This is a genomic window from Rheinheimera sediminis, assembly GCF_004005375.1.
Taxonomy (GTDB): domain Bacteria; phylum Pseudomonadota; class Gammaproteobacteria; order Enterobacterales; family Alteromonadaceae; genus Pararheinheimera.
Window position 1 is genome coordinate 102,280 of sequence record NZ_RZUF01000007.1, and the last position, 13,432, is coordinate 115,711.

Consider the following 13,432-nt stretch of genomic DNA (forward strand, 5'->3'; position numbering starts at 1 on the left):
TGTTAATATCCCAGTTTAAACTCTTCCATTTGCGGTAGCATAGCGGTAGCACGCAGCTTCCAGTCTTTGCGTTCATCCGACACCACCAGATTCCATTTCCCCTCTAACAGGCTGGGCAGGGTAGCTACATACAGATTTTCACCGCTACGCTCAGCCTTAATGACAAAATCCTTAGCCGCTATTGTGTTATGAAAAAACTCCAGAGTCAGATGTTCACCCAGAGTTTTATTCTGTTCAAATCGAACAATGACCTGATTGGCAGCAATTAGCGTGCTGGCATGCAGGTTTCGTAATTCGGCTTCACGGTACTTCGCCAAATTCATATTAATGGCGCGGCCTTCTTTGTAATAGTCGTCTACCACTAAGTCCGGATTGCTTTGTTGCATGATATAAATGGTATGGCCACCTTTAATAAAGGAAACGACAGGGAAGGCCAATAACAACCAGGGCCAGAATTGTTTGTACCAGGGTTTTGTATCATGCAGCATCAGGTATTCCTCTTTCAGATAGCAATAAGCCCCACAAGGCGGGGCTTATTTTACAGGTGAACAGCAGAATAAACTACTTGCTGCTCTCTTCAGGACGAGATAAACGGTAAACGTACGCAGAGATAATATGGATTTTTTCTTCTCCTAAAATCTCTTTAAACGCTGGCATTTGACCATTACGCCCTTTATTCAAGGTCTCTTCTACTGCGCCATGTGAACCACCATATAACCAGACATTGTCTGTCAGGTTCGGTGCACCAAATGGTAGGTTATGAGCTAAGCTGCCTTTGCCATCAGCGCCGTGACAGGCTGCGCACATGCCAAATTTAGTTTTTCCGGCTGCAGCATCTTTATCGTTCACTTTACGACCTGACAGGCTCAAGACGTAAGCTGTCATTTCTTTAATGCCTTGTTCACCTAAGGCATCAGACCAACCCGGCATGGCAGCTTTGCGTCCATACAGCAACGTTTCTTTGATTTTGTCAGGTGTACCACCGTACAGCCAATCGTCGTCTGTCAGGTTAGGGTAACCACGTTGACCACGGGCGTCTGAACCATGACATTGAGCACAGTTTTGCAGAAACAAACGCTGGCCAATTTTCAAGGCTTCCGTATCATAAGCCAAATCCATAACGTCGCGGTTAGTGTATTTGGCAAACTCTTTAGCGTACGTCTCGTTAGCTGCCGCATATTCACGGTCTAACTGAACGTTTTTACCTTCAAGTCTGTTCTGCTCTACAGCTGCTTTAGATTCAGCCAGGTTTTTAATGCCTTGGTTTGAACTGGTCCAGTTTAAAAAGCCTTTATAGTTACCAAGACCAGGGTAGGCCGCAAAATAATACACCGACCAGATTAAGGTGGCATAAAACATATAGGTCCACCATTTCGGCAGCGGGTTATTGATTTCTTCAATGCCATCAAACTCGTGACCTGTAGATTCGCCCTCTTTCACGCCAACATGGTTTTTTAAGTTCCAGGTCAGAATGACTACGCAAAATGCGATACACGCTATTGTTAAGATAATGATCCAATAGCTCCAAAAGCTACTCATGATCCGACTCCTGTTTCTGTTGTTGTTTTGGTTTCTGGTCGTCTGCAAAAGGCAAATTTGCCTGTTCATCGAAGTCTGGCTTGCGTTTTAACACAAAAAGCCAGACGACAAGACCAATAAAACCTACAAACACTAACACGGTGAAAATACTGTGTAGGGTTGCCATATCCATAATAGTTACTTCAATGCCGTGCCAAGGGACTGCAGATAGGCAATTAACGCTTGCATCTCTGTTTTGCCCTTGACTGAATCAGTTGCTGCTGCAATTTCTTCGGCTGAATACATCACACCATCTTCATCGTTTGCGTGCATTTTACCTTTAGTTAACTTGTTGAAGATTTCCATCTTCTTCGGTGTTAACTCGCCATCCAACAGATTTTCATCCAGCCATGGGTAACCAGGCATGTTGGATTGAGGCACAACAGAGCGTGGATCCATTAAGTGAGCGTAGTGCCAGTCGTCACTGTAACGCCCCCCTACACGGGCTAAATCCGGACCTGTACGTTTAGAACCCCAGAGGAACGGATGTTCCCATACACTTTCACCAGCGACAGAATAGTGGCCGTAACGTTCCACTTCATGGCGGAAAGGGCGGATCATCTGGCTATGGCAGTTGGTACAACCTTCACGGATGAATATATCGCGTCCTTCGAGCTGTAGCGCTGTGTATGGTTTTAATCCGTCTACTGGCTCAGTCGTTTCTTTTGAAAACAGCAAAGGAGTGATTTCAACCAGAGTACCGAAACTGATGGCTACCACAGTGCCTATGGCTAACCAGCCAGCGCTTTTTTCGAATATTTCATGATAGTTCTTAGACACAATAAGCTCCTTACGCTGCTTCAGCTATTGGTTCCAGAGCGCCATCTTTTGCTCTGATAGTTTTCACAACGTTATAGGCCATAATCAGCATACCTGTGACAACGAAACAACCACCAATAAAGCGCATCAGGTAGAACGGATAAGATGCTTCTAAGCTTTGTACGAAGCTGTAAGTTAAGGTGCCGTCAATGTTCACTGCGCGCCACATCATGCCCTGCATAATACCGCTGATCCACATAGCGACTATATACAGAACCACACCGATAGTATGTAACCAGAAGTGAGTATTTATCAGTTTCACGCTGTACATCCGGCCCTGATTAAATACTGCAGGGATCAGATGATACATTGCACCAATTGATACCATCGCAACCCAGCCTAAGGCACCAGAGTGAACGTGGCCTATGGTCCAGTCTGTGTAATGCGACAGCGCGTTTACAGACTTGATCGCCATCATAGGGCCTTCAAAGGTTGACATACCGTAGAAAGACAATGAAACAATCAAGAAACGTAAGATAGGGTCAGTTTTCAATTTATGCCAGGCACCAGACAGCGTCATGATACCGTTAATCATACCGCCCCAGCTTGGAACAAACAGAATGACCGACATCACCATACCGACAGACTGAGTCCAATCTGGCAGGGCAGTGTAGTGTAAGTGGTGAGAGCCAGCCCAAATGTATAACGCAATCAGAGCCCAGAAGTGCACTACTGACAAGCGGTAAGAGTAGACTGGACGACCTGCTTGTTTTGGTACGAAGTAATACATCATACCCAGGAAGCCTGCGGTTAATAAGAAACCCACCGCATTATGACCGTACCACCACTGAACCATCGCATCCACAGCACCTGCATATACAGAGTAAGATTTAAACAATGATACAGGGATCACCATGCTGTTCACTATGTGCAAGGCGGCAACAGTGATAATAAAACCACCATAGAACCAGTTCGCTACATAAATGTGGCTGGTATTTCGCTTCACTAAAGTGCCAAAAAATACGATGGCGTAAGAAACCCAAACCAATGTGATCAGAATATCGATAGGCCATTCCAGCTCCGCATATTCTTTGCTCTGGCTTATTCCCAGAGGCAAAGTGATAGCTGCAGCGATAATGACAACCTGCCAACCAATAAATGTAAACATGGCCAGTTTTTCGGCAAAGAGCCTGACTTGACAGGTCCGTTGTACCACGTAGTAAGAAGTGGCAAACAGAGCACTGGTACCAAATGCGAAAATTACCGCATTTGTGTGAAGAGGACGAAGACGACTATATGTTAACCATGCCGTGTCAAAATTAAGTGCGGGCCAATAAAGTTGCGCCGCAAGTAATACACCCACCACCATACCGACAATACCCCACAATACTGTGGTGACGGCAAAGAGGCGGACAACGGTATAGTTGTAGTCAACATTTAACGATTTGGTCTGGCTCATGTTGAGTTCCGCTGCAGTTTATTGCTAGTGATTAAAAATTCACCCTAAGGTGACCCTTCTTATTGTTGATTAACAGTGTAGCAGCCTCCAATAGGTGCAAAGCAACTATACCCTTAACCATTTTGGGGCGAAATAATACGAGTTTTGCCTTTAAAAAGATAGGCAAAACAGCCTGTTTTATGATGTAGAACAATACTGCTGGTCGCAAAATAACCAATTGCAGCAGTGTTTTGCGTTTAACAACTGTACCAATGTACACTATGTACCTTTGATATACGGAAAATGATTCGATGAGATTGGTGATACTGACGTTTTTTTTAGTCTTGTTGGCTGCATGCTCTGAGAACTCAGAACCTGAAGCAGCAACAGTGTTAAAACTGTATCAGGATGACTTCCTCACTGTTAATTTAAGTCCGGCTGATGCTCCCGTAGAGGAGATTCTGCATTGGACTGTGAAGTTATCTGATGGCTGGACAATTCAACAAGCAACAGTCAAGGGGGTATCCATGAGCATGGGTATTGTGCCTTTGCAGTTCAAACCAGTAGTAAATCAGCAGCGGCTTTATGCCGCAGAAATGGTGCTAGGGGCATGCAGTCAGCCAAAAATGCAGTGGCAATTACAACTAAAGCTACATCATGCCACTTTAGGTGACAAAGCCTTTGAGTTGCCTTTTTATTCCAGCTGGCCTAAATAACCTGGCATTGGCATAAGCTGCGTCACTCAAAGGACTTCGTTTTGTGCCTCAGTACATTACTCCATCCAGCGATTGCTTGCCTGAGTGAATGGCAAAGCGCCTTGGGATCCACAAAAATCTGCTGGTGGAGTCAGCTAAGACTTGGCTTATTTAGGATAATTGATGTAATTCGTTACATTGACCAAGCTAGACATTGACTATCCAAAGCTCAGGTCAAATAGCGAATGCGCTGAACTAAATGCAAATCCTTGGTTTTGTCGAGCTGCAGCTGTGCTGTTTCTATGCAGACAAAATCCAGATATCCCAGGTCAGGTAAGTCGTTTAAGGCTGCTGCCTTTTCAATCCATGGATTCCATAACACACTGGCATCATGACCTTGCTGGCTGATTTGAACAAGAGCTTGACCGTCTTTGAGTGTTAATTGGTTAGCCGTATCACTATAGACTCTATCGATTTCTTCGGTGAAATGCAGTTCGGCTTTGGTTTGCTCAAATTTTGTTCCTGCTTTTACCTTGTCAAAATAGCAACCAGCTAAATCTTCAACTATGGCCTGGTGGACGGAACCGACCTTGAAATAACTATGAAGAGCCGCTTGTTGCAGAGCCTTGTCAGAGCTCAGTGTCAGACTCAACTCAGTGTCAGTTAATACCAAAGTCAGGCTTAGATAAGATGGAGCGTCAACATAAGTCAAAGTGTTGGATTCGAAACGAAATTCGATGCTGACAGCCTGTTCTGTAACTGACTGTTGCACCAGCTGCCAAACTTCAGTTCGAACTATGCCATGATTTGGTAAATTTTGTTTCGCCGGATCCAGCTCTGCTGTAATAGGGCCAAACCAAGGCCAACAAACGGGGACGCCACCACGAATAGGGCTATTACTTTGCCACTTGGCTTGCGGCGATAGATATAAAAGCTCAATCTCAGCTTTGGGTTGATAAGAGAGCAGGTGGGCACCATAACTACTAATAACAGCTTGTGCTTCACCACAACGTAGCAAGTAACAAGGCAAGTCTGTTAAGTGAGCGAAGCCAGATTGTTCTGTAATGCTGTTCATATGATTTCCTCCTGTACAAGCTAAAGAAAAGGCGGCTAAAAGCCGCCTGATTCAGGTCCATCTCAAGGTTACTTGCTATGTTTCATCAATTCAACAGTGTTATCCAGCATACGATTACTGAATCCCCACTCATTGTCATACCATGCCATCACCTTAACCAGACGACCATTAACACGGGTTTCGCTGGCATCAAAAATTGACGACATAGGGTTGTGATTGAAATCGACAGAGACTAAAGGCAAGTCGTTTACTGCTAACACTTGATTCATTGGGCTTTGCGCTGCCGCCTTGCGGATAATGTCATTGACTTCTTCTACCGTTGTGTTGCGACCGGCGATAAATGATAAATCCACTAATGAAACGTTCAGAGTTGGTACACGTACTGCTAAACCATCAAATTTACCTTTCAACTCTGGTACGACCAAGCCAACAGCGGCTGCAGCACCAGTTTGAGTAGGGATCATCGACATAGCAGCTGCGCGTGCGCGGCGAACATCAGTATGATAGACATCGCTTAACCGTTGATCATTGGTATAAGCGTGTATCGTGGTCATTAAACCTGATTCGATGCCCAGAGCATCATTCAGCGGCTTTGCAATTGGAGATAAGCAGTTAGTGGTGCATGAAGCATTAGAAATAATGGTCATATCTTCGGTGATGACATCGTGGTTTACGCCATAAACTACGGTTGCATCCACATCTTTTGCCGGTGCAGAAATAATGACTTTCTTGGCGCCCGCTGTTAAGTGTGCTCCGGCCGTCTGACGATTGGTAAACAGACCTGTACACTCCAACACAACGTCAATTTCTAAATCTGCCCACGGCAGATTAGCCGGACTGCGCTCGCTTAACGTCAGAATTTCATCTTTATTGACAAAAATGGCTTTGTCTGAATGCTCTACGTCAGCAAAAAAGATGCCGTGTGCTGTGTCGTATTTCAGTAAATGAGCGTTAATAGCGGCATCGCCTAAATCGTTGATGGCTACAACTTTGATGTCGTAATTCTTCTTTGATTCATATAAAGCGCGTAAAACGTTGCGGCCAATACGGCCAAAACCATTAATTGCTACACGAATTGTCATAACCTATCCCCAGACTGTAATTTAATTCTGTAATAAAATTACATTTTTTGGCATTCTTTTCAAGTGCAAAAAAGTTATGCATTCGTATTTTCTTAATCCAGGTCTAGAATCTGGAGTAGACTGTGGTAGTTATTTTTCGCTAACCAATTACTTTTCTGAGCAAAAAACCGGTCGCTGGAGCCTTTATGGACAAACAATTACTTTCTGATTTGATTGCTTTCACAGGCATAGAAACACAATTTACCGATGCATGGGGTAATCAGTCTGAAGTCGCAGAGAAAAATTTATTGACCTTGCTATCCGCTCAGGGTTTTACCGTGGACAACGACGCTTTGGCTCGCGAGCAATTGATTGAGCGTCAACAAGACCATTGGGAGCAGCTGTTGGATCCTGTTTCTGTACAGAAATCAGGACAGGACACACAGATTGAATTAAAGTTGCCTATAGCGGTCGCTAATACAGTTCTAGAGCTGGTTTTGACGACTGAACAAGGCAAAACACATAGCTTCAGCCTCACGCCTACGGAAGATGCAGAGTTAAATCAGGTCATGGTATTTGACGGCGAAGAATATCAGCAGTACCAGTGGACCCTGCCAGTGTTGTTGGAATTGGGCTACCATAAACTGAGCCTTGCATTGGGTGGATCCGAGTGGATTCAGTCGCTGATCATTACGCCATCATCCTGTTTCCAGCCTGCAGAATTTAAAAAGCAAAAGCAGTGGGGTGTATCTGTTCAGCTTTACTGTGTAAGGTCTGAGCAAAACTGGGGTATTGGCGACTTTTCTGATCTAAGATTTCTACTTGGGCATTTGGCCAAACAAGGTGCGGATTTTGTTGGGTTGAACCCAATTCACGCGCTATACCCTGCTATGCCGGAATCAGCCAGTCCATACAGCCCTTCATCTCGTCGCTGGTTAAATATCATCTATCTGGCCGTGCCAGAAATCGTAGGTTTTGAGCAGTGCCAACAAGTGAAACAACTGATTGATGCACCAGGATTTAAACAACAGCTGGCTGCTGCGCGTGCTACCAAGTGGGTGGATTACACTGCGGTCACTCGATTGAAATTGCCTGTGCTTAAAGCATTGTATCAATGGTTTATTGAACATCAGACGGAGCATACCGAGCTGGCTGAAGCGTTTTCTGTATTTAAACAACAATCTGGTGAAAGTTTATTACAGTTGGCGCTTTATGACGCTATTCATGCGCATTTTATTCAAAACGACAGCAACGCCTGGGGCTGGCCTGTATGGCCTGACGCTTGGCAAAAAACTGACAGCGACGAAGTGTTGGCTTTTGCAAAAGAACATGCGCATGAACTTGATTTTTACTGCTATCTGCAGTTTGTCGCTCATCAGCAATTGGCTAAAGCGCAAAGCTTCGCCAAAGACCAAGGTATGTTGCTTGGCTTGTACCGCGATTTAGCTGTAGGTGTGAGTGAGGCCTCTACTGAAATTTGGGCCAACCCAGATCTGTATTGCCGCGGAGCCAGTGTAGGAGCTCCGCCTGATATCTTAGGACCCAAAGGGCAAAACTGGGGTTTACCTCCTATGTTGCCTTATCAAATGTTCCAGCAAGCCTATAGGCCCATGATCGATTTATTCCGCGCCAATATGCAAAACTCAGGAGCACTTCGCATCGACCACGTAATGGCTTTGTTGCGGTTATGGTGGGTGCCTAAAGGCGCAGACAGTGCGGGTGAGGGGGCTTACATTTATTATCCTATTCAGGATCTGTTGGGTATTTTAGCTTTGGAGTCTCACCGTCATCAGGTGGTTGTGATAGGAGAAGATTTAGGCACTGTACCTGAAGGTATACGTGAAATACTTGGTGAGTACGGCATGTATTCTTACCGGGTATTTTTCTTTGAAAAAGCTGAAGATGGCGGTTATGTTTCACCTGCCCATTACCCTGTGCAAGCCATGGCAACGCTAACCACTCACGATATGCCAACTTTGATTGGTTATTGGCATTGTGATGATTTGAACTTAGGCAAAGAAGTTGGCTTGTATCAGGAGCATCAACTGCCTGCTTTGTTTCAGTCCCGGCATGAAGATAAGCAAAAAATCTTAAATTCTTTGCATGGACATCAGATGCTTGCCCCTGAGTTTAGTCACAATGTGGATCAGGTTGGAATGAGCACAGAGCTGAGTTTTGCGATTCAGCGTCATGTGGCAAAGGCGTCCAGTCAGTTGCTCTGTTTACAGCTGGAAGATTGGATGGAAATGACACAACCTGTGAATATTCCTGGTACCAGTGACGAATATCCCAATTGGCGACGCAAGTTAACCATGACACTTGAACAGCTGACCCAGCAAGAAAACGTGAACCTGTTGTTGCAAGATTTGACTCGTTTACGTCGAAGTTAAAGCGAATCAGGACACTGTGACTGTTGGATTTTTGAAGCTCTGGCGGAGAGACCAGGCTATAGTTTCAAATATTTCGGCTATAAAACTGCCATATCCCCATGGCAGTTTTAGTGTAATTTGTTATCTTACAAACCAAGACGTTAAACAAATCAAAAGGATAGTTCATGTCCGTAACTCAGTTAGCCTCTGCCAGTTGTTCTTCGCCCTTCTCTGTGTTGTCCTGGCAGAAGGGAACAGCAAAAGGTTTAATGATAAGAGCATACTTGCCTGATGCTGCTAAGGTCGAAGTGTTTGATTTTGTTAGTCGAAAATCACTAGGCTTGATGGCGGTAAAACCCGCTTTACATGGATTATTCGAATTAGAACTTCCTGCTAAACGTAAAGCCAGCTTTTATTTCTTTCAGATAGAAACACCTCATCACCATTTTTATACCTTAATTGATCCCTACCAATTTCAGGACGAAGCCTATTACGCTGTGCATTTTGTCAACAGCAAGCCAGAGAATCTATACAAACAACTGGGTGCACAGTTGATAGAACTGGATTTGGGCAAAAAGCAGCTTAAGGCGACCCGCTTTGCTGTGTTTGCGCCAAATGCTTCCAGCGTGAGCCTGATTGGTGACATGAACCAGTGGGATGGACGACGCCACCCAATGCAACGCACTGAATGTGGCCATTGGGTGCTGGTGATGCCTGAAATCGGGCCCGGTGTGCGTTATAAGTTTGAAATTAAAGATGCGTTCGGGAATTTACTGCCTCATAAAGCAGATCCTTTGGCTTTTGCTGCTGAGCAGTACCCATCTCATGCTTCTTTAGTGTTTGATCACAGTGTGTATCAGTGGCAGGACCAGCAATGGCAGGATCGGGTGTTTGATCCTTATCATCAGCCCATGAGTATTTATGAACTTCATCCAGGTTCGTGGAAACACAATCAACATGGCGAACCTCTGACCTACACTGAGCTGGCACTTGAGCTGATACCTTATGTACTGGATATGGGATACACCCATATTGAGTTACTACCTGTGATGGAACATCCTTATTCTGGTTCCTGGGGCTATCAGCCCTTAGGGTTGTTTGCAGTGACCTCTCGTTTTGGTACACCTGATCACTTCAAAGCTTTTGTTGACGCTTGCCATCAGGCAGGGCTGGGTGTGATTTTAGATTGGGTTCCGGCACATTTCCCTGAAGACGCGCATGGTCTGGCTCGTTTTGATGGCAGTCATTTATACGAATACGAGGATCCACGCCGTGGTTGGCATCCTGATTGGAATTCTTGCATTTATGATTATGGCAAAGACCCTGTAAGGCAATTTTTAGTCGCCAGCGCGCTGTTCTGGTTAGATTATTTCCATATTGACGCTTTGAGGGTTGATGCGGTTGCTTCTATGCTGTACCTGGATTACTCACGCCGTGAAGGTGAGTGGGTGCCAAATATTGATGGTGGTAACCATAATTATGAGGCCATTAGTTTACTTCGCTGGTTGAATACGGAGATCTACAGCCAGCACCCTAAAGCCATGATGATTGCTGAAGAGTCGACCTCTTTTAATGGAGTGACCCGACCGGTAGATTTGGGCGGTTTAGGTTTTGGTTTCAAATGGAATATGGGCTGGATGAATGACAGCTTACGCTATATCAGCAAGGATCCGGCTTATCGCAAGTTTCACCATAATGATCTAACCTTTTCCATGGTGTATGCCTTTAACGAAAACTTTATATTGCCTTTGTCCCATGATGAAGTAGTTCATGGAAAAGGCAGTATTATTAATAAGATGCCAGGAGATGAGTGGCAACAAGCCGCTAACCTGAGGGCGTATTATGCTTTTATGTTCGCTCATCCCGGTAAGAAACTGAATTTTATGGGCAATGAGTTTGGACAAGGTTCTGAGTGGGACCATAACCAGCAATTGCCGTGGTTTTTGTTGTCTTATGAAAAGCACAAAGGTGTGCAACAGTTGTTTCGTGACTTAAATATAACCTATAAAAACTGCACTCCATTGCATCAGTTGGATCATGACCCTCAAGGCTTTCGTTGGATTAATTACCAGGATGCTGAGCACAGCACTTTGAGTTTTTACCGGGTGGATCAACAAGGCCAGGCTGTGTATGTAGTCAGTAACTTTACCCCAGTTCCACGCAGTGCCTTCCTGTTGTCTGTGGCAGAACCAGGTGAGTACGAAGTTATTCTTAATACGGACAGTGAATATTATTGGGGTAGTAATTATCCTGTTGGCGACTATCTGCACGCCTATCCAGCGGCTGCTTTTGGTTTAAATTATGGGGTTCAGCTGGATTTACCGCCTTTATCTACTCTGTACCTGAGAAAAAAATAAAATGACGACCCTAGCAACTCAACATTCTGAGTGGGTAAGCAGTGTAGGTTCTGCTTATCCGTCAGGCCCTAGTCAGGTCTCAACATATGGCTGGAATTTCTCAGTCTATGCGCCTGATGCATCCGCACTTTGGTTGTGTTTATTTTGTCCGGACACCGAAGAACCTTTAGCCGAAATTGAGTTTTTTGCTCGTACCGGCGATATCTGGCATCTATGTGTTGAGGGTATTGAAGAGGGCACTTTATATGGTGTTAGGGCAGCGGGCGTTTGTCATGCTAGTTCAGGTCTGGTATTTGATCGTAATCGTTTATTAATAGACCCTTATGCCAAACAACTCAATCGCGCCCTGGTTTGGAATGAACGTCTGTATCAGGCCCACAGCCATTATATGGTCCCCAAAGGCGTACTGACATCAACAGTGTTTGACTGGCAAAACAGTAAAAAACCAGGTATTCCTCGCGAAAAAACTATTATCTATGAAGCCCATGTCAAAGGACTGACCAAGTTACACCCAGAGGTACCAGAAGAGCTTAGGGGTAAATACCCAGGCATGTGTCATCCAGCTGTGATCCACCACTTAAAAAGCCTTGGGATCACAACAGTGCAACTGCTACCTGTGGCCAGTTTTATGACTGAACCTCGTTTAGAAAAGCTAAAGTTGACAAATTATTGGGGCTACAACCCTATCAACTTTTTCGCACCTGATGCCCGTTATCAGGTGGATGATGCGGTTACCGAGTTCAAGGAGTTAGTACGAACCTATCACCAACATGGTATAGAGGTGATTCTGGATGTAGTGTTTAACCATACCGCAGAGGCAGAGGATTACCGACTAAGTTTCAGAGGCTTAGCCAATAGGCATTATTACCTGTTTGAAAATCATGCCGACATTACCGACTATCAGCAAAACTGTAATTACAGCGGTTGTGGAAATACGCTGAATGTAGCCCATCCTGCAACCCAACGTCTGGTGCTTGATGCGCTGCGCTATTGGGCAACTGAAATGCAGGTGGATGGCTTTCGCTTTGATTTGGCGGTCACTTTAGCCCGTGAACATAAAAGATTTGATTCCTATGCGACCTTTTTACAGGTCATAGCGCAGGATCCGGTATTGAGCCAGTTGAAACTGATTGCAGAACCTTGGGATTTAGGGCCTTTTGGCTATCAGTTGGGACAATTTCCAGCGCATTGGTCTGAATTGAACGATAAATGCCGGGACAGCTTTCGTTCCTTTTGGCGACAAGACCCTGCTCAGTTACCACAGTTTGCTACCCGGCTGTTGGGATCACGTGACATTTTTCAAAAACACCACAAACCCGCATGTTGTAGCGTCAATTACATCAGTTATCACGATGGATTTACACTCCAGGACCAAGTCTGTTATCAGGAGAAGCACAACTGGCTCAATGCGGAGCAAAATCGGGACGGTCATGGCCATAATTTAAGCTTGAACTATGGTATCGAAGGTCCAAGCAGTGATACTGACATATTGCAAAAGCGCTTTCAGCATAAGCGTAACTTAGTGGCGAGCCTGATGCTAAGTCAGGGCATAGTTCATTGGTTAGGGGGAGACGAGCTAAGTCATACTCAGCAAGGCAATAATAATGCCTATTGTCAGGATAACGAACTTAGTTGGTTACAGTGGCAGCTGGATTATCAGGCGACTCAGTTTCTAGTGTTCGTTCAAAAAATGATCCATTTACGACAAACATTTAGTTGTTTGCGGCAATTGTCTTTATTAGATGACCATTATCAGCTGCATGGTGATAAGCACCAGGTCAGTTGGTATCTGGCTGATGGCAGCATAAAACAAGACGAAGATTGGACAGATCCCTATAAAACGAACTGTGTTTTTGTGATAGAACATTTAAAAGACCATCAGTCTATGCTGGTGATCATGAATGCGGGCAATACGCCACTGCAGGTGGAGTTGCCGAAAAAGAACTGGCAGTTAGTACTTGATACTCGATTTGAAACGGGCGAATCGCTGGAAAAAGCAGCAGCCAGCACCCATTATGTCCAGAGCGAGCGATCTTTATCCATCTGGACTTGAGTTTTTTCTGTCGGGCTTTTTCTTTATTCATAGTTTTCCAGTATAAT

Annotated in this window: 11 protein-coding genes; 4 read left to right on the forward strand and 7 right to left on the reverse strand. The window is 44.8% G+C overall.

The features are described from left to right. Positions 1–2: 2 nt before the first annotated feature. The 5 genes from EMM73_RS06285 to ccoN form a co-directional block, all read right to left on the reverse strand. Positions 3–488, reverse strand: coding sequence for a FixH family protein (locus tag EMM73_RS06285; protein WP_127685598.1), 486 nt, complete (start codon positions 486–488; stop codon positions 3–5). A gap of 73 nt (positions 489–561) precedes the next feature. After that, positions 562–1,539 (reverse strand): cytochrome-c oxidase, cbb3-type subunit III, encoded by a 978-nt coding sequence (gene ccoP, locus EMM73_RS06290; RefSeq protein ID WP_127685599.1) that lies wholly within the window; start codon positions 1,537–1,539, stop codon positions 562–564. After that, positions 1,532–1,711, reverse strand: coding sequence for a CcoQ/FixQ family Cbb3-type cytochrome c oxidase assembly chaperone (locus EMM73_RS06295; protein ID WP_008898724.1), 180 nt, complete (start codon positions 1,709–1,711; stop codon positions 1,532–1,534). The genes ccoP and EMM73_RS06295 overlap by 8 nt, the downstream gene beginning before the upstream one ends. 5 nt (positions 1,712–1,716) lie before the next feature. Further along, complete coding sequence (gene ccoO / locus EMM73_RS06300) at positions 1,717–2,358, reverse strand: cytochrome-c oxidase, cbb3-type subunit II (protein WP_127685600.1); 642 nt, start codon at positions 2,356–2,358, stop codon at positions 1,717–1,719. Between the two features lie 10 nt (positions 2,359–2,368). Then, positions 2,369–3,796 carry a cytochrome-c oxidase, cbb3-type subunit I gene (gene ccoN / locus EMM73_RS06305; RefSeq protein ID WP_127685601.1) on the reverse strand — a complete coding sequence of 476 codons (1,428 nt, stop codon included), beginning with the start codon at positions 3,794–3,796 and terminating at the stop codon, positions 2,369–2,371. 290 nt (positions 3,797–4,086) lie between these two features. On the opposite strand from ccoN, the gene EMM73_RS06310 reads away from it, so the two are divergent. Continuing rightward, complete coding sequence (locus EMM73_RS06310; protein ID WP_127685602.1) at positions 4,087–4,491, forward strand: hypothetical protein; 405 nt, start codon at positions 4,087–4,089, stop codon at positions 4,489–4,491. 208 nt (positions 4,492–4,699) lie between these two features. On the opposite strand, the gene EMM73_RS06315 is transcribed toward EMM73_RS06310, so the two are convergent. Beyond that, on the reverse strand, positions 4,700–5,545 hold the full coding sequence (locus EMM73_RS06315) for a D-hexose-6-phosphate mutarotase (protein WP_127685603.1): 846 nt from the start codon (positions 5,543–5,545) through the stop codon (positions 4,700–4,702). Between the two features lie 68 nt (positions 5,546–5,613). Further along, on the reverse strand, positions 5,614–6,627 hold the full coding sequence (gap, locus tag EMM73_RS06320) for a type I glyceraldehyde-3-phosphate dehydrogenase (RefSeq protein ID WP_127685604.1): 1,014 nt from the start codon (positions 6,625–6,627) through the stop codon (positions 5,614–5,616). 185 nt (positions 6,628–6,812) lie between these two features. Here gap and malQ point away from each other — a divergent pair, with 185 nt between their 5' ends. The 3 genes from malQ (at position 6,813) to glgX (ending at position 13,385) form a co-directional block, all read left to right on the forward strand. Continuing rightward, positions 6,813–8,996, forward strand: a complete 2,184-nt coding sequence (gene malQ, locus EMM73_RS06325; RefSeq protein WP_127685605.1) for a 4-alpha-glucanotransferase — start codon at positions 6,813–6,815, stop codon at positions 8,994–8,996. A gap of 164 nt (positions 8,997–9,160) precedes the next feature. Next, the gene (gene glgB, locus EMM73_RS06330; protein ID WP_127685606.1) at positions 9,161–11,332 is read left to right on the forward strand and encodes a 1,4-alpha-glucan branching protein GlgB; all 2,172 of its coding nucleotides are present in this window, start codon (positions 9,161–9,163) and stop codon (positions 11,330–11,332) included. Position 11,333: 1 nt separating this feature from the next. Continuing rightward, complete coding sequence (glgX, locus tag EMM73_RS06335) at positions 11,334–13,385, forward strand: glycogen debranching protein GlgX (protein WP_127685607.1); 2,052 nt, start codon at positions 11,334–11,336, stop codon at positions 13,383–13,385. The last annotated feature ends 47 nt before the right edge of the window (positions 13,386–13,432 follow it).

Coding starts and splice junctions, on each gene's coding strand:
- EMM73_RS06285 (WP_127685598.1), bottom strand. CDS start 488: ATGCTGCATGATACAAAACCCTGGTACAAACAATTCTGGCCCTGGTTG.
- glgB (WP_127685606.1), top strand. CDS start 9,161: ATGTCCGTAACTCAGTTAGCCTCTGCCAGTTGTTCTTCGCCCTTCTCT.
- EMM73_RS06315 (WP_127685603.1), bottom strand. CDS start 5,545: ATGAACAGCATTACAGAACAATCTGGCTTCGCTCACTTAACAGACTTG.
- malQ (WP_127685605.1), top strand. CDS start 6,813: ATGGACAAACAATTACTTTCTGATTTGATTGCTTTCACAGGCATAGAA.
- ccoN (WP_127685601.1), bottom strand. CDS start 3,796: ATGAGCCAGACCAAATCGTTAAATGTTGACTACAACTATACCGTTGTC.
- EMM73_RS06310 (WP_127685602.1), top strand. CDS start 4,087: ATGAGATTGGTGATACTGACGTTTTTTTTAGTCTTGTTGGCTGCATGC.
- gap (WP_127685604.1), bottom strand. CDS start 6,627: ATGACAATTCGTGTAGCAATTAATGGTTTTGGCCGTATTGGCCGCAAC.
- EMM73_RS06295 (WP_008898724.1), bottom strand. CDS start 1,711: ATGGATATGGCAACCCTACACAGTATTTTCACCGTGTTAGTGTTTGTA.
- glgX (WP_127685607.1), top strand. CDS start 11,334: ATGACGACCCTAGCAACTCAACATTCTGAGTGGGTAAGCAGTGTAGGT.
- ccoP (WP_127685599.1), bottom strand. CDS start 1,539: ATGAGTAGCTTTTGGAGCTATTGGATCATTATCTTAACAATAGCGTGT.